This window comes from Arthrobacter sp. 01N444 (assembly GCF_056399305.1).
In genome coordinates, this window is the sequence record NZ_JBFTRB010000003.1 from 335,008 (window position 1) to 350,970 (window position 15,963).

Sequence of the window (15,963 nt, forward strand, 5' to 3'; positions counted from 1 at the left end):
GGGTGAGCCATGAGCACTCCGCAACGACGGCGAACCCCGCTCCCGCCACTGGTTCTGGTCGCCGTGGGCGTAGGGGCTGCCGTCTCCCTTATACGGGGGCTGATCCCGGCGCTGCGCACTGAACAGTGGCAGTGGCTCGCATGGGTCCTCATAGCCTTTCAGGTCGTCGTGTTGGTGACCGCGATGGTGTACTTCGTGAGGTTTCTGCGGGAGCAGAAAGACGACTATTGGCGAGAACGGGGCAAAGGCCCGGAGCATCCGGAGATCTGACTCATGCCGACCAGTGAGGGGCGCAAGCGAATGGAGCCGCGGATGACTCGAGGCTCCTGGAAGTTTGGAGCCTGGTCCGCAGGTGGACAGATCGTGGTCAGTGCATTGCTCGCCCTCAACAAGCTCTGGCCGGAAAAGGGATTCGACGCCATGTCTTTCTGGATCTACCTGGCCCGGCTCGCAGTTAGCGTGATCCAATTCGCGCGTCTGCTCCGGGTCCGGAGAAACGACGCACCATTCTGGGACGAGGAAGAGGCCCGCCGAGCGGACTGGGATCAGCGGGGCCGGCAGCTGTAGTCACCCGTCACAGCTCAACGGGCTGGCGTCGAGCCTATTGCGCGCAACTCAAAGCCGAAAGTACCCGTTCCGGGGACCTGAGCGTTCAAACGCAAACGTAGGGCACACCTCTTTGTCAGAGATGCGCCCTACGTTTGTGTTCGAGTCAGTCCTTCTTGAAGGCGTCCTTGACCTTCTCGCCGGCCTGCTTCAAATCACCCTTGGTCTGGTCGGCCCGGCCTTCGGCCTTCAGGCTGTCGTCGCCCGTGGCGTTCCCGGCAGCTTCCTTGGCCTTGCCGCCGGCTTTCTCGGCAGCGTTCTCAATCTTGTCGCCTACTCCCATGGTGTTTCCTCCTCTGGTATTGGCAGCCGTTCGATTCGGCCCATGACCCTATCCTAAGCATGCTTACCATCCCGGATTTCAAGTGCGGCTGAACAAGGGGCGAATCCAGTCCGGTGCGCCTGCTTGCTTCCCGCCGCCCGTCTGCTTGCATGGAGCCATGACTGAGCAGCCACCGGCAGCCGTAACCGAAGACCTGGACCGGCTGCAGTCCGCACTGGCCGCCGCCATCCCGGCCAGGACGGCGTCGAACCTCCTGGTCGGGACCTGGAACATCCGGGCTTTAGGGGACCTGACCGCCAAGTGGGCCGCCGGGCCAAAGGACTCGCCCAAGCGGGACTGGCACGCCATCGCCTGCCTGGCCGAGGTGATCGCCCGGTTCGACGTCGTCGCCGTCCAGGAGTCCCGCCGCAACCCGGCGGCCCTCAAGCGGCTCCTCGCCAGCCTCGGCCCGCACTGGCAGGTCATCATCTCTGACGCTACCGAAGGGGCCGCCGGCAACGGCGAACGTATCGCCTTTCTCTACGACAGCACCCGGGTCCAGCCCTCGGGCCTGGTCGGGGAGATCGTGCTGCCCCCGATCGGGGATAACCCGCAGCGCCAGTTCGCCCGCACCCCGTACACCGCCAGCTTCGCCAGGGCCGGGGTGGAGTTCACCCTCGCCTCCGTCCATATTCTCTGGGGCAAGAACCCTGGGGAGCGCCTTCCGGAGATCACGGCGTTCGCCGGGTGGATGCATGATTGGGCGGTCCGGCCCAATGACTGGAACTCGAACCTCATTGTGCTCGGTGACTTCAATCTGGACCGGATCGGCGACCCGCTCTACGAAGCGTTCATCTCCACGGGCCTCTGGCCGCCGACCGAGCTGAACGCGGTGCCGCGGACGATCTTCGACGATGACAAGACCAGACACTTCTACGACCAGCTCGCCTGGTTCTCCAAACACGACGGCACCTCCCTGCTGCAGGGTCTCAGTTACGGGCAGCGGGCCGGGACCTTTGACTTCATCCCGCACGTCTTCCGGGACCTGACCCGCAACGAGGTGTCCTGGCGGATCTCTGACCACTACCCGCTGTGGTGCGAGTTCCGGCTTACCTGAAACGCCCCGTCGGGTCTACCGGGTTCCGGCCGTTCCGCGGAACCAACCGCCCTGCAGGAGGGCAGCGACCGGATATGTACGGCGCGTCTACGAAGCCGGGTTCAGCGTGTCGGCATGGCGATGGGCTGCCTTCCATTGGCCGTTTTCACGGCGGTACACCTGTGTGGCCCGGAGAGTGAAGGTGCGAGGCTCGCCGTTCATCGAGGTGGAGATGTGCTCGAGGCCGGCCGTGTAGGCCATATCGCCAGCCACGTCATAGGCCTGCAGTTCAAAGCTGTAGGACGTACAGTCGGAGAACATCTGTTCAAGCCAGGTGAAGGCTTCATCCACCTCTTGCCGGCCGTATGCGTTCCGCCCCGCGCCCAGGATGCTCACCGGTTCCTGGTGCGACCACAGCACCCGACGCGGGGCTGCATCACCGTTATGCAGTGCCAGCTCCGCTTCGTACAGTTCGGACTTGACCCAGGCCAGGAAGTCGTCGCGGTCGCTCATGCCCCCAGTATGCTCCTGAACCAGCAGCCTAAGCATCCATACTTGCCTGCCCCAGCTCATCGCGACATCCGAACCCCGCGCGCGGGAGTCTCAGGAACTATACCTTTCAACACACTTCCAACAACCCCGTGTTTCCGGGGTTTTAGCGGCCCCAGGTGTCTCACTAAGTTAGTCTCACCGCAATGTCTCATAGAACCCTCAAGGGTCTATGTGACATCATGGGGACATGAAACTGGGGTACGCGCGGGTGAGCACCACCGACCAGGACGCACGCATGCAGATTGCCGCCCTCATCGAGGCGGGTGTTGCCGAGGACAAGATTTTCATCGACCACATGTCTGGGGCGAAGACCGCCAAGGAACGTCCCGGCCTGACCGAACTGCTCAAGTACGCCCGCGACGGGGACCAGGTCTATTGCTGGCGGATCGACCGACTTGGGAGGTCCCTGATCGACGTGCTGAACACCGTCGATGAGATGACCAAGAAGGGCATTGCCCTGCATTCCCTGGTCGACGGCGTAGATCCATCCACACCTTCCGGCCGCCTTCAGCTCGGCCTGTTCGCGACCCTGGCGGAATACGAGCGTGAACTCATCAACGAGCGGGTGCGTTTCGGGGTCCTCGCAGCCCAAGCCCGCGGGGTGAAGTTCGGCAAGCGGCCGGCCGACCCGGTCAAGGTCGAAAACAAAGTCGCCGCGGCGAAGAACCTGCTCGCCACCGGCAAGACCGCCCAGCAGGCAGCCGACGCCGTCGGCTGGTCCCGTGCCACCCTGTACCGGCACCTGAAAGAACATGGCGCGGAAGCACCGGCGCCCGGCGCTGCCGTGACCACCCCGCCGAAGGGTCGCTCCCGCTATATCGACAAGGGCACACTGCCAGCCCGGGACTGAGCCCGGAGATAGTCCAGAGAACTCTGGACTATTGGATGCAGCTCCCGCTGGCTGGGTTCGGCATAGGCCACACCCGCGGCCCCTGCTCCGGCACCGACCCAGCCGGAGGAGCCCGGTGACTCGGGCGACGACGAGACGGGCGAGCACGCCGAAACCCCGAAGCCCTCTACGGCACCGGGCAACAGTGCCTGGGCGCACGCGAATGCCGCCGAGCACCGCGCCGCCAGCCAGGCCAACGCCGCCCTGCACCGCAATGCCGGACACAAGGACGACAACGCTGGCCAGCGCGAGGATGCGGCACCTGCCGCTCCGGCGCCGGCAGCAGCCGCCGCCTCTGGGCACGGGAACAGGGACCACGGTAAAGGTCACGGCAAGTAACTGAACAACTAAAGGGCCCCGTACCGATTCCCCGGTACGGGGCCCTTTGCGGTCGTGTCGCGGACGAGACTTCTCCCAGGACACATAAGGTCGGGGCATGGAAACGGACCAGGCCGGTCAGCTGAAGGGGCAGACCTCGATCAACGACCTGCTCGACGAACCCGTCGGCACCGAACCTATCCAGATGCCATTGCCATCCACGTCCAGCTGCCGTCCGGTACGATCCGGCGATTGGCCTGACCGTCGTCGTCGCCAGAAGTGCACGTCCTGGGCTGAATCCGGCGGCCTGGGTTCGGGCTGCCCTATGGCTCGGTTCCAGCGGCCGCGTCGATGCTGACCCGACCGCTGGAACGGTGAAAGCCCTTACAGGCCTGTTTTGCTCACACCGTATTCGGCCTGGGCCGGGGTGAAGCCCTCGTAGGCCAACTGGTCTTTGAGTCCGGCACGCGAGAAGGACGAGTATTCGAGGTAATCCTTGGCTTTCTTGGCTGCCTGTTCGTTCCAGTCGACGGTCATGTGGTCCACGGCCCAGGTCGCATCCGCTGTTGAATACTTCTCGAACGCCAGCTGGTTGATCAGGCCGGTGCGCGAGAAGGCAGAGTATTCGAGGTAGTCAGCGGCCTTGTCCCTGGCGTTCTGCTGACTCATCGTCCCAGCGTTAGCAGCCGCCTTGGCAGCAGCGTCGGCATCGGCTTTTGCCTTGGCGGCGGCGTCAGCTTCGGCCTTGGCTTTGGCGTCAGCTTCGGCCTTGGCGGCCTTTGCGGCCGCGTCGGCATCAGCTTTAGCCTTGGCGTCAGCCTCGGCCTTGGCGACGGCGGGGTCCTGCGTTGCGGTCACTGCCGGAGCGGCAGTCGCGGCAGCAGCCGTGGAGTCAGTCACCGGGGAAACCGAGGCGGCGGACGTTGAGCCAGAGCCGGCGCGGGCGGAGTTGACGACGATGCTCAGGAGAATGAAAACACCCGTGACAATCAGGGCGATCTTCTTGTGCTTGTCGTAGCCTTCCAGCGGAAGCCCCTGCTTGTCCCTGGTGTTGTTGGTGAGCACCAGAATGAGGTCGACGAGGGCCCAGATGCCGAGGCCTCCGAGGGTGACCAGCTTGAGGATGCCGGTTCCGACTTTGCCCAGGTAGAACCGGTCTGCACCGAAGATGCCGAGGAGGAGGGAGAGCAGCCATGTCACGAGGAAGGATTTGCTGCTCTGCTGGGCCTGGCCGTAGCCATAGGCCGGGGGATAGGAGGGGGCGAGGTTAGGGGGTTGGCTCATGAGAGTCCTTTCAGAGGACACCTGACCGACGTGCGATGCGATGCGAGCGAAGCGTGCGGAGTGGGTGCGGTAATGGACGCGCATGGAGGGAGCCCGGCGTGGAGCGCGGGCCGCAGAGGCGCTAGATCGCCCCAGCCAGCAGCTGCAAACATGTTCGCTTCCCCCAATAGCGTCACGGGCGTATACCCGTATGACGGATGTTACATTGCCTCAGCATAATTGAATGCAATCACATGGAAAATGACATACCGGTTGCACACGACCAGTTCAGCGCCCACCGGGCAACTTTGATCTGAGTTCTGCTGCACGGGAAGCGAGGGCCCGACGCTGGTCCCGGGTGAGTCTTCTGACCTGCAGGTCGAGGACTGCCCGGGCGCCCACCTCCCCAACACCCAACAGTTGACCCACCCGACGCCTTGCTTCGTCCACGTCCTCTGAATCCTCAATCATCTGGAAGACCTCGTCACGCCGATCCATCGCCCGCACCAGGGCATCGAGGATCATCAGTTCATCCCTCATGTGCCGCTCATCCTCATCCATGCCGCGATTCTTGCACGACCGGCAGTTTTTGGGGCATCGCCGTCCAGTTAGGGGATCCCTCACCTATGCTCCTCCTGTGGGCGGACGGCGCCAGTGCAAATCCTGCGATGAGCCGCTGACCAGCTGACGCCAGGGACCAGCGCGTCCGTACACATGGGGTGCATGAGCACCGAGACTTCCGCCCGCGCCTCCGCCCCGTTCGTCTTGAAGCGTCCTTGCGATAACTGCCCGTTCCGCACCGACCGGGCACTGTTCCTGTCGCGGGACCGGGCGCAGGACATCGCCGACGCGCTGCACTCCGATGCCTCCTTCCATTGCCACAAGACGCTCGAGCTGGACGCGGAAGAGGGAGACGTTGAGGTCACCGCGGCGTCCAAGCACTGTGCCGGGGCGATGATCGTCCTGGAGCACGAGGACCGGCCCAACCAGATGATGCGGATCGCCGAGCGCTTCGGGTTCTACGACCGTGCGGCGCTCGTGATGGATTCGCCCGTCCCGGAGGCCCTGGACGAATGGGTGGACCTGCACGATGAGGGACGGACAGCACCTCTCGGGGCCGGCATGAGGTGTGAGAGCTGGCCAACGCCGAACTGGCCGGCGGCCGGGTCCTCATTTCATAAATGTGCCGGTTGCGGAACAAATATGAAATCGCGGCGGCGTCTTCACCGTTGGCGGGTCACCGTGACTTGCCGGCAGTCCCCATGAACTTCCGCCGCGCCTCGGCAATCCCCTCCTCGGAATGCAGCTCAGCCCAGGTCTGCTTCGGGGCGAGGACCCTCGGCGAGGGGTCTGCGACTGGGGCAATAGAAACCGGCGTCTTTGGCGGCTCCAGCTTGCGGCGTGGGGGAGCCGGTTGCCTGGGCTTTGCTTCCTTCTCGACGATGACCGGACCGCCGATGAGCGACCAGTGTTCGTCCCGGATCCGGGACACGAAGAACTGCCCAATGAGCGAATCACAGGCGGGGCAGACAAAGGCGCTGTACCGGCTGCCCTTGGTCTTGCTGGCCCGCAACTCGATGCGTGCCTTGGGGACGTCCGCCTGCGTTGCCTTCGTCCACCGGTCGACGATCTGATGGACGTCGGGGTGGTTCTCGTACCGCGTCGGCCCCACTGGATTCTTGACCTGGAGCGCCGGCACACGCGCCCACCTTTTCCCTGGGCTGGGACTGTGGGCATCCCACACCAGCATGGGCTCTTCGCAGTTCCAGCAGCCGGTCAGGGCGCCCCAGACAAAGGCCTGGGAGTCTGCCTCCACACAGTGCTTGCCGAAGGCGATCTCGGGAGAGGCACATCTCATGTTCATCTCCATGACCGCCTCTTCGAGGTCGGCGAGCCGTTTAGCCGCAACGTCCCGTTCGGCCTGTTGCATGGCCTCCGCCTGCCGGTGCATTTCGACCTGGTTCTCCGGCGACCCGCCCTTCCACTGGTGGCCGTGATGCAGGAGTGCTGTCACAGTCTCGCCCAGTGTCTCGGTGTCGCCAGTGGACCTCACGAAGTCCTGGCTAATCTCTAAGGCCAGCAGGGCGGAGACATCGGCGGGGATCGCTGAGCTCTTCCCGAAGCCTGTGACCATGACCGGGACCCCGATCAGGTGGTACTCGAGGCGCCGGGGCACCAGCCAGACGGGGAAGATGCCGCTCCGGAAGTAACGGTCGGTGCGGCGGAAGTACTTCTCCGGGGACTGGGAGGACAGCTGGACCTCGAAGGCAATCCGCTGACGGAGGTCATCCGACTCGGCGAGGACGTCCACGATCCACTCCCGGGAAGGGTGGGCGAATTCGACGACGGCGTGCCAGCCCGGGACGGCATCGATGCACCCCGCCAAGGCCTCCTTCATCGCCAGGTGCTGGTTTGTCTCGCCGCCATGCTCGACGTTGCATTCGGCCACGCTGTAATGGGCAAAGAACCTGGTGTCGGCGCCCCGGCTCTTCGCGACGGCCGGATCCCGCACAGCGGCATGACGAGCCGTTCCCGTTCCTTGGAGTCCTTGAGCGCGGCCCAGGACTCGATACTGTGCTTTGTGGCGTTGACACGTTCACCGTCAAATAGTGCTACCAGCAGCATTTATCCCCCTCCAGATGCCACGAGTCACTCTGCCGTCACCCTAACCTGCGCAAGGCGGCCGAACCACACCCAGACACGTGAAAATGTAGACCCGGACAGCAGAAAGCGCCGGCTGGTGGGCCGGGGCTTTCGTGCGGTGGGCCCCTAGGCGTCGGTGAGGCCGTCGCGGGACTTGTTGTTGTTCCGGTCCGGCACCTCAACGCTCTTGATGGTCCAGAGCAGGCTCTCGTCGATCCAGAGCGAAACCGGGTTCCGGTCCATGATGGCTTTGACGCGGGCGCGGGTGTGGTGGCCGTACAGAATGATGTCGGACTCCTGCACGGTAGTCATCCTGCGGGAGGAAGAAGTTGAACTTTGCCCGTACGTGCTGTGGGCACCGGTCAACCGCCTCGAACACTCATCTAACGAGTCAACCCTCCGCGCTGCATCAGAAGTTTACGAGTAACCGCCCCGGTCGGCCGTGCCGAATAAGCTGGAGCGATGAAGGACCATCGACCCCTCGCTATCTTCGGAGACTGGCACGGGGACGTCGGCTTCGGCCTCGATGCCATTCGCTCAGCCGCGGCCGCGGGCGTGGGCACCATGCTACATGTGGGAGACTTCGGCCTGGACTGGCCAGGTGCCCTCCGTGGCCGCTACGAAGCCAGACTCTCAAAAGAACTCGTCACCCACGACGTTCAGCTTGCGGTGTCGCCGGGAAACCACGACAACTGGGACACCGTCTTGGCGCTTCCAGTTGGAAGCGACGGGCTAGCCGAGTGGCGTCCCAATATCTTCATCTTGCCTAGAGGCGGCCGAACCGTCGTAGAGAGGCTCACCGTCGGAGCCCTCGGGGGCGCGTTCAGTGTCGACTCCGAAATTAGGAGTCCGGGCAAGACCTGGTGGCCTAACGAGGAGCCCACAGCACAGGAGGCACGGAAACTGGTTGCCTGCGGCCCTGTTGACATCCTGATCACGCACGACGTCCCCGCTGGCGTGCCTCAACAACGATCTGGTAGCCGTGGTCATCGGCGTACCTCCGGCAGTCGGCAAGCTGACGGGCAACGCCGAGGCCTTCGTGCTGGAGGTCTTTGGAGATGCGGGTGTAGATGGCTGCGCGGGTGCTCACAGGTTAAGCGTAGGGTGCGTGCGGCAGCGACCCTTGCAATACGTGCGGTTGCTGCGTTAGACAGTGCACGTCATTCGAAACGTGCCACTGACGGGGATGCAAAGACGTGCACGGCGTAGCCTAGCGGACCGGACCTTCGTCGTAGCTTGTTGAGGAACGGTGATATGTATGAATGGTCTCAACGTCCTAGCGTTGGAGCTTTTCGTAGTCTGATCGGGCAGCCGCTGGCGCGAAGCCATGGTAATTTCGAGCGCTCAGGTGGTAGATCGGTGGCCATGGGCTGCCGACAAGGATCTGCGCCGGATCAGGCGAGATCAGTAAGGCTGCGCCTTCCCAAATTTCATCGGGCAGAGCTTCCATCCACGCCCGCTGAACGTGGTCGAATTGGTTCCACCGCAGTGTGACCCACGTGCCCGTAGGTTCCACCGCCTCGATGGCCAGAATTGTGACTTCGGTCGTTGTTCCCAACTGTCGCCTGATCGACTCGAGCCTTTCCCACTGTTCGATTGCGAGTGCGGTCCACCGTTTCGCCCGCCGCTCCCGAACGATCCAAGTCGCGGCCACTGCCCCTGCAAAGACGAGGGATAGAACAACCTGCAGCCATAGGTAGGGAGACGCTGGCGACGTCAAGATCGCGGAGGTGCTAAACGCAAGGCAGAGGACCGCGGCGAGACTGGCAAACAACAGCCAGCCCGTCAGTACTTTTGGCTTCACGAATGGATTTGCGTTCATTTGCACCGCCCTAGGACCGTCCAATATTAGCTCCCAAGATCTACTGGTTGAACAGTGGCGGCAGCACGGGAAGTTCGATTTGAGATCCCGGCAGTTGTGGAGTCGTGCGTCTCAGGCGACCCAGCAGCCACTGTTGAGACCAAGGTGTGGACCCTCGAGTGTTCCGTGGACTGCCCTGTGTCGGCCGCGGCTGGCTTGGGTCCGAGCGGAAGCGTCTCGCTGTCGACATCCCAGCGGTCTCGGTAGCCGGCAACCTCTCGGATGAGGCCATGCCACGTCTGCGGAGCGATCCTTCTGGGAAGCAAAGCCCGGAGAGTATCCTTCCACCTGGTGTCGTCGGTTAGTGCGGCACGAACGATGTTGCCGTTTCGCTGGCTAATACGATGCTCGACTTCCTCCAGCAAGAGGCTGATGTCTTCCCGGTGAGATATCGAAGGGGCTGGTGCGGCGGAGTCCGATGGCCGTCCTCGGTGCGCGACGGCGAGGAGCCGAGACCGGACGGCAGACACCGGGTCCGTGCCGTCCGCCGGGGACTGAAGTGCGTCGATGAGGGCTTGCTCCGCAGCTGAGTGGTCCACCGCTGAAGCCTGCCTCCACGCCGAAATAACGACGCCCCACGCCGGCGATTCCCGAAACGGTTGTACGGCGGCAGGGAAGTGGGCGGTGATGAGCCTAGTGACGTCGTCGTGCGCGGCGATTTGGAGGAGGTAATCCCGCTCCGCCAAGAGCTGGCTCAGCGAGTTGGCCTTGGCAGCCTCAGCGGCTCGGATTTCGTGGGCCGTGTGTTCGGCGCCTTCGGCCGCGAGGACTTGACTGAGGATCTGCTGCCAGTCCGGCAGAGTTGAGGGATCGATGGCGTGGTGGTCGCGAGGGTCTGGTTCGCAGACGTAAGCGGTGTTGGATTGGCGTCCGCGGGTCATCGAGACGTAGAAGAGTTCGCGGGTCAGTCGTCCTTCGGAGACGAGGGTGTGCCCGGTATCGACAGTGATTCCCTGGGAGCGGTGGGCTGTCGTGGCATAGCCGAGCTCGGCGGACTCGGCGAGGTAGCGGCTGGTGAGGGTGATGGTGGCGCCGGTGTCCAGCCGTGTGCCTGTGACGGATCCGTCGGTGCTTGGCGGGTCGGTGATGGTGAGGAGTGTGCCGTTGCGGATGAAATCGCCGGTGTGGTCCGTGAGGCGGCGGTCGTTGCGCCTGGTCAGGATTCTGTCGCCGCGGCCGGCGTGGAGTCCATCGCTCAGCAGGATGGCCGATTCCGGGTCGACCCGGCCGGTGGCGACTTGGTCAGCCTGGGCACGTTCGTTGAGCAGTGCCACGGTGTCATTATCGGGTGCGATCAGGATGGACGTCCGGCCGGCTTGGACATCGCTGTTCCACCGGTCGTAGGCTGCATCGACCATGGCGTCGTATGTGCCGGAGCGGATCCGTCCCCGGCTGTTGTAGTCCTGAATGGCCTGGCGGTCACCCGATCTGAGTTTCAGGGAGCTCTGACGTTCCCAAGGCTGCGTGAAGCGCCAGATGGTTTTCAGCTTCACGGCCTTGCCAGTGCGATCGAGCCACCCGAGCATGCCGCCGGCATCGATCGCGTCGAGCTGGGCGGGGTCGCCGACAAGAACGAGCTTGGCGCCGGCCGCTTCCGCTTGGTCGACGAGGGCCGCGAGATGGTGGGTCGGGACCATGGATGCTTCGTCGATGATGACGAGCTGGCCGGGCCGGAACTGCCATCTGGATTGGGTCGCGGCGAGGGCGCAGAGCTGCTGGGCCAGCCTTCGAAGGTAGCGCGTGGACGCCCTGTCAGTCCCGGCCCTGGGAAGGGCATCCAGGTATCGTTGCTCGGACTCGAAGTATCTTTCGGCGCGCAGCGCGGCTCCGGGCCCGGTGGATTCGTAAAGCCATTTGGTGACGTTGTCGGTTGCCAGATCGAGTTCGTGACCGAGGACGTCGGCTGAGGCCGCGGCAGGGGCCAGGCCGATGACGCTTCCAGGCCCATAGTGTTGTTCCCAGAGACTCTTCACTGCGGCCATGGTGGTGGTCTTGCCGGTTCCGGCCGGCCCTACGACGGCGTCCAGCCTCCGACCGCTTGCCAGGATGATGGCTGCGGCGTCGAGCTGGTCCGGCCACAGTCCGACCCCGCTCGAGTTTGTGTACCGGGTGAGTCCATCGCCTGCGGACGGGTCCGGTTTGGGCGCATCAGTAGAGTGATGAGCTGCCATAACGCGGGCCTCGTTGGCCAGCGTGGATAGGTCGGTATAGAGGTGGCCAGCGGGCCAGTCAAAGACACTGTGCCCGTTGAAGGCGATGTCGGGTGCGGTGGTGGCTGCGGGGCCGTAGCGGAATTCGCTCAGGGGGACGGATTGCGCTTCGGCGGACGTTGCGACAGCGTCCATGATGCGTCGACGGTCCTCTGGGCTGACGCAGCGGAGTTCGAGGCAGATTCGTTCCGCTTCGGCGAGCAGGTTCCACCGGTTCCAGGTCGCCCGCCTGCCGGCCACAGCCTGCTCCACGAGCCTGCCGGTGGTCTGGATCCAGGCGAGGCCCAGGTCGGATTCGTGCACTGGGGCTGTACGCGAGCGGTCGATAGTTTCGGCGAGGACCCGCTCGGCGTCGAAGCCTTTGGCCGCCGAGCGCTTCCGCCATTCCTCGGTCCTGATGGAGAGCGGAACGATGCGGTCGGGTTTTGCCGTGCGAGTCGAGAGCGTGGCCTGCTGACGAAGCCGGATCTTGTTGGACGCCGTCGGTTCGTGGCCGTGGGTCTGGGCCCATTCATGAACAAGGCGGTCAGTTTCGACGTCGATCAGCCGGGATCGGCTTGAGAACTCGCGGATCAATTCGTCCTCGACGCCGGTGAGCTCGAGTTTGGGGTTGTGTTCGGCTTTCCCAGGCCGGCGGACGTCGGCGTCAATGCCGAGGTCGCGCTTGAGCTGGTCAAACAGGAGACCGTTGTAGTGTTCGCTCGCCGCGACCGTGGCTTTGTAGAGCGTGCGTGAGTCCAAGGTGGCCCAAGTTCCGTCGGAGATGCGTTGGACGCGGTTGGCGATGACGACGTGAGTGTGGAGTTGAGGATCGCCGTTTCGGGACTCCCAATGGTCGAAGGATGCCGCGATCGCGCCGCGGACGCTGAGATGGGCGACGCCGTTGTGACCGGCGCGGGTGTGGATCGCAGTTTGCTCCAGCCAAGCCATGGTTGCGTCGAGAGCCGCGTGGTGGGCCCGCAGGATCCTGTCCTTCTCGCCGCTGCCAGCCAGGGCCCACAGCACTGAAATCGACTTCGGGACACTGAATGTGAGGTCAAAACCTGCGACCGTGGGGCGTCGACTGGGCGGCGTCGCGCGCAAAGCATGTGGATCTCGCTGCGTGTGCCTGCTCAGCGCCTCTCCGGTCGTTGGATTTTCTGCCCGTTCAAAAAGCGCTTGCGCGGCCGACGGCGTGACGGTGGCGCCGGGTTCGACGCCGATGCCGGCCAGTCCGGTTCCCAGCCATCTGCCCTGCGGATTGCTGGAGTGGGTGTAGTAGTCGGTCAGACTTCGTGTGGCAACGTCAGCCCGCAGGGTCGTCTTAAGTAGGTACTTCACCCCGGATTCACCGGACAGCCTGGCAATCGAAACAGTCATGAGTCTGCCCTCCTAATGCTCCATCCCCGGCGAGCAAAGACGTCGGTGACCTGTTCTCCAAGGTGGGCGGCCGCCGTCGTCGTCGCTATCGACACCAACCGAGCGGCCAGTACTCGGAGATCACTCACGTCCTGGCGTTGGCGTTGGCGCAGCGACGAGTTCTCGCTCTGGAGAGTGCGGACACGCTCCGCGAATGCATTCGAGATGAAGACGGCTCGATCGGCCGTCACAGCCACTTCGCTCAGTCGGTCGTAGGCGGTTGCAAGTTCATGGTCGTGATTGGCAGCAGCTCGTTGCAGTCTTCGCTCGTAGCTAGCGCGGAGGCGTGAGATTTCGGCACGATGCTTGGACAGCGAATCGCAGTCCTGGACGGCGTGCCGGAGAGGAAGTGATTCGCGGGCGAGCGGGAGATTTTGCCTCTGCCCCCGGCGCGCGGCTCGATACCGTCGCTGCCGCTGCCGACTCGCGCAGACGGGCGTACAGAAAGTCTGTCCTCGGCGGACGGGCGAGAAGCTGGCAAGACATTCCGGGCACACTTGGTCGTTCACACTCGTCCATGGGCTTCAGGGTGCGAGTCCGCATGACTTGGCGTTAGGTGATTCGTTACGGGCGCATCAAAGATGCCAGAGGTGTGAGGCGCTTTGTGGTCGAGCGAGGAGGGCTGGGTGAGGGCGTCGTAAGTCTGTCTGCAGCGAGCGGCGCTGTCTGGCGGTTCGACCGTAGGGGAAGGCCGTGCGGGGCCGGATGCATGGGGAAGTTGCGAGTTGGCTGGATACAAGAAAGACCGTCGACGGCGGGTCGACGGTCTTGGGTTCGGACGGCAGCTATTGAAACTACGGATCGCTGCGCCGGGTTGGCTGGTTGCCGGTGTCATTCTGGAGCGCCTGGGCCAGCCGCTCGATTTCGAACGGATTGAATCCGGACCAGTGGTGATGATCGTCCACCACCACGACGGGCGCTTGCGAGTATCCCAGGTCTTGCACGTACTCCAGCGCTGTGTCGTTGCTCGTGAGGTCCACGGTAGAGTATCCGACTCCTGCCTTGTCGAGACTGAGGTAGGTCATTCTGCATTGCTGGCAGTTCGGTTTGCTGTAGATGACGATGTGCACTGCACTCACCTTCCTGGGAAATCAAGTGATTGGACGTAGCTCCGGTCACAGGTGCCGGTAGGCCTGGGTTTTGCTCCGAGCCCACCCCGACACGAGCCCGCAGCCGAGCATCTCTTTCATCAGCTGAGCGAGGCGGTACTCGGGATCGAAGGACAAGACGAGATCCATGAAGTCAGCCGCTGTGGATCCTCTGCCTTTCCACCACGCAATGCAGCCCAGTAATGTCAGCGGTGCTGCCGCATGCTGCGGGGAAGCGACGGAATACAGTCGCAGCAGGAGTCGTTCCGCCGCGTCGATGCGGTCCCAGCGGGGCGAGCTTTCGGACTCGCCGAACAGCAGAAGTCCCATGGGGAGATCGAGCCCGGGCATGTCGGCGATAAGCCTGTCCCGGAGCCCAGGGAATTGCAGGATCGCCAGCAGCTCTGCTAGCTGAGCCGCCGTCGGATCATTCCCGCCCTCAAGCAGGAGGTCCCATAGCGCGCGAGCCTGTGCCGTCTGCACGGTGGCATTTCGCGAGGAGACTCTATTCTTGTTGGCCTCCACGTCGATTTCAAATGCAGGCGTCGCCATACGGTGGGGAAGTGCCAGCGACAGACTCCTTCGTACCTGGCTGCCACGGAAGATCAGTTCCGAGTTGATGCAGCTCGACTGGACAGCCTCGAGTGGGACCTCTGGGCCGTAGGACGCTGTGTGTGGCTGGTACTCGGCGAATGATGAAGGCCCTACGATCCAGCCAACACGGATTGGCATACCGGACTCTGCCAGCCATTGCGCGACTTCGTGGATGATTGGGCGGAAGAATTGCCGTCGTTGTGCTGTCCAGGGTGCGTCCGCGAAGATGGCGAACACTGATGCTGTCGCGTCGGTGTCGCTACCGAGGTGGCCGGCGACGCTCCGGGCGTAGAACTCTGCATGTTCCGAGCTGGAGGGCAGGTCCAGCCGCAGTGTGGCACCCATGCGGTTGTTTTGCAGCGTCACGCAGACCAGACTCTCGTGGGGCCAGTAGCCCAGGCTGTGCCCGATCAGGCTGATCAAGTCGGCCGCGGTGGTGATGTGAAGCGTTTCCATGGTGGTCTCCTCCTGTTTTGCGTTGCTGGTGTGATTGGGCGTCTGCTCTTGTGGAGCCTTCTGGTAGAGGAGATCACCGCTGGGTATGAGGGCCCGGAGTGCAACCCGGGGGACCGGGCAGGAGGAGAGAATTCTTGCGAGGAAATAAGCGACGAAGGAGCGCCGAGGAAGAATTCTTGGGGGAATGCCTGGCGCGGAGCGCCCGGGTTGCGTGCAGGGACCGCCCAGCGATGATTGGGTACCAGAAGGCACCGCTGAAGATTGGGATGACTCCGCCGGGCACTCGCGGAGACATCTGAATGGGTCCGCACGGAGTCCTTTGTCCATCTTGCTCGCGCCTGTCCGGATGCTGTTCAGCTGCGTTTCGTGGTCAGTAGCCGTGTATGTGCGAGATGTCCGGCTCGCTGCCGTCATTCTTCTCGAGTCGCAGTATCCGATTGTCATTCGTGCCAATGCCCGCCACTACCGGGTTCCTATCATGGCTCCCGTGGTGGGGAGACGCTCCGGCGCCATGCTCTGTACGAGGTCTCGGCGATGGCCTATGGGCGTACTGCGCGCCGATGGCGCCGCTTGAGGCAATGCTGTAGGCGCAGTAGCCCTACCTCGCGCGGTCTGCTCGCTTGGCTGATGGGTTCTTTGTCTGCCATTGTTGTCTGCTCATGTCACCGCCCGTTCTATCCAGCTTGCTCGTTCGGTTTCCCCCGCTCCTCCATGCGGTCTTTCGGTG

At 63.5% G+C, this 15,963-nt stretch carries 16 protein-coding genes; 5 read left to right on the plus strand and 11 right to left on the minus strand.

Features of this window, described 5'->3' with window-relative positions; translation table 11 throughout:
- Window positions 1–9: 9 nt before the first annotated feature.
- Together AC1DKN_RS06130 and AC1DKN_RS06135 are read left to right on the plus strand one after the other, a co-directional pair.
- Entirely contained in the window at window positions 10–270 is a 261-nt protein-coding gene (locus tag AC1DKN_RS06130) for a hypothetical protein (RefSeq protein ID WP_476870736.1), read from the plus strand.
- Between the two features lie 42 nt (window positions 271–312).
- Entirely contained in the window at window positions 313–567 is a 255-nt protein-coding gene (locus AC1DKN_RS06135) for a hypothetical protein (RefSeq protein ID WP_476870737.1), read from the plus strand.
- Between the two features lie 145 nt (window positions 568–712).
- On the opposite strand, the gene AC1DKN_RS06140 is transcribed toward AC1DKN_RS06135, so the two are convergent.
- On the minus strand, window positions 713–889 hold the full coding sequence (locus tag AC1DKN_RS06140; RefSeq protein WP_476870738.1) for a CsbD family protein: 177 nt from the start codon (window positions 887–889) through the stop codon (window positions 713–715).
- A gap of 157 nt (window positions 890–1,046) precedes the next feature.
- Between AC1DKN_RS06140 and AC1DKN_RS06145 the strand changes: the two genes are divergently transcribed.
- Entirely contained in the window at window positions 1,047–1,985 is a 939-nt protein-coding gene (locus tag AC1DKN_RS06145; RefSeq protein ID WP_476870739.1) for an endonuclease/exonuclease/phosphatase family protein, read from the plus strand.
- 87 nt (window positions 1,986–2,072) lie between these two features.
- Here the strand turns inward: AC1DKN_RS06145 and AC1DKN_RS06150 are convergent, their stop codons facing one another.
- The gene (locus AC1DKN_RS06150; protein WP_476870740.1) at window positions 2,073–2,477 is read right to left on the minus strand and encodes a nuclear transport factor 2 family protein; all 405 of its coding nucleotides are present in this window, start codon (window positions 2,475–2,477) and stop codon (window positions 2,073–2,075) included.
- A gap of 226 nt (window positions 2,478–2,703) precedes the next feature.
- Here AC1DKN_RS06150 and AC1DKN_RS06155 point away from each other — a divergent pair, with 226 nt between their 5' ends.
- Window positions 2,704–3,366: a recombinase family protein gene (locus AC1DKN_RS06155; protein WP_476870741.1), complete on the plus strand. Its 663-nt coding sequence runs from the start codon at window positions 2,704–2,706 to the stop codon at window positions 3,364–3,366.
- A gap of 741 nt (window positions 3,367–4,107) precedes the next feature.
- Here AC1DKN_RS06155 and AC1DKN_RS06160 read toward each other — a convergent pair.
- Together AC1DKN_RS06160 and AC1DKN_RS06165 are read right to left on the minus strand one after the other, a co-directional pair.
- The gene (locus AC1DKN_RS06160) at window positions 4,108–5,007 is read right to left on the minus strand and encodes an Ltp family lipoprotein (RefSeq protein WP_476870742.1); all 900 of its coding nucleotides are present in this window, start codon (window positions 5,005–5,007) and stop codon (window positions 4,108–4,110) included.
- A 267-nt stretch (window positions 5,008–5,274) separates the two neighbouring features.
- Window positions 5,275–5,547, minus strand: coding sequence for a DNA gyrase subunit A (locus tag AC1DKN_RS06165; protein WP_476870743.1), 273 nt, complete (start codon window positions 5,545–5,547; stop codon window positions 5,275–5,277).
- A gap of 162 nt (window positions 5,548–5,709) precedes the next feature.
- Here AC1DKN_RS06165 and AC1DKN_RS06170 point away from each other — a divergent pair, with 162 nt between their 5' ends.
- Window positions 5,710–6,252, plus strand: a complete 543-nt coding sequence (locus AC1DKN_RS06170; protein WP_476870744.1) for a hypothetical protein — start codon at window positions 5,710–5,712, stop codon at window positions 6,250–6,252.
- Here AC1DKN_RS06170 and AC1DKN_RS06175 read toward each other — a convergent pair.
- The 7 genes from AC1DKN_RS06175 to AC1DKN_RS06205 form a co-directional block, all read right to left on the minus strand.
- Entirely contained in the window at window positions 6,224–7,498 is a 1,275-nt protein-coding gene (locus AC1DKN_RS06175) for a competence protein CoiA family protein (protein ID WP_476870745.1), read from the minus strand. The genes AC1DKN_RS06170 and AC1DKN_RS06175 overlap by 29 nt on opposite strands.
- Before the next feature lie 257 nt (window positions 7,499–7,755).
- Window positions 7,756–7,932, minus strand: a complete 177-nt coding sequence (locus AC1DKN_RS06180; RefSeq protein WP_476870746.1) for a hypothetical protein — start codon at window positions 7,930–7,932, stop codon at window positions 7,756–7,758.
- 631 nt (window positions 7,933–8,563) lie between these two features.
- Window positions 8,564–8,719, minus strand: coding sequence for a hypothetical protein (locus AC1DKN_RS06185; protein WP_476870747.1), 156 nt, complete (start codon window positions 8,717–8,719; stop codon window positions 8,564–8,566).
- Between the two features lie 186 nt (window positions 8,720–8,905).
- The gene (locus AC1DKN_RS06190; protein WP_476870748.1) at window positions 8,906–9,451 is read right to left on the minus strand and encodes a hypothetical protein; all 546 of its coding nucleotides are present in this window, start codon (window positions 9,449–9,451) and stop codon (window positions 8,906–8,908) included.
- A gap of 26 nt (window positions 9,452–9,477) precedes the next feature.
- Window positions 9,478–13,059: a MobF family relaxase gene (gene mobF / locus AC1DKN_RS06195; RefSeq protein ID WP_476870749.1), complete on the minus strand. Its 3,582-nt coding sequence runs from the start codon at window positions 13,057–13,059 to the stop codon at window positions 9,478–9,480.
- 833 nt (window positions 13,060–13,892) lie between these two features.
- On the minus strand, window positions 13,893–14,177 hold the full coding sequence (nrdH, locus tag AC1DKN_RS06200) for a glutaredoxin-like protein NrdH (RefSeq protein ID WP_476870750.1): 285 nt from the start codon (window positions 14,175–14,177) through the stop codon (window positions 13,893–13,895).
- A 36-nt stretch (window positions 14,178–14,213) separates the two neighbouring features.
- Window positions 14,214–15,236 carry a DUF4192 domain-containing protein gene (locus AC1DKN_RS06205; protein ID WP_476870751.1) on the minus strand — a complete coding sequence of 341 codons (1,023 nt, stop codon included), beginning with the start codon at window positions 15,234–15,236 and terminating at the stop codon, window positions 14,214–14,216.
- Window positions 15,237–15,963: the final 727 nt, after the last annotated feature.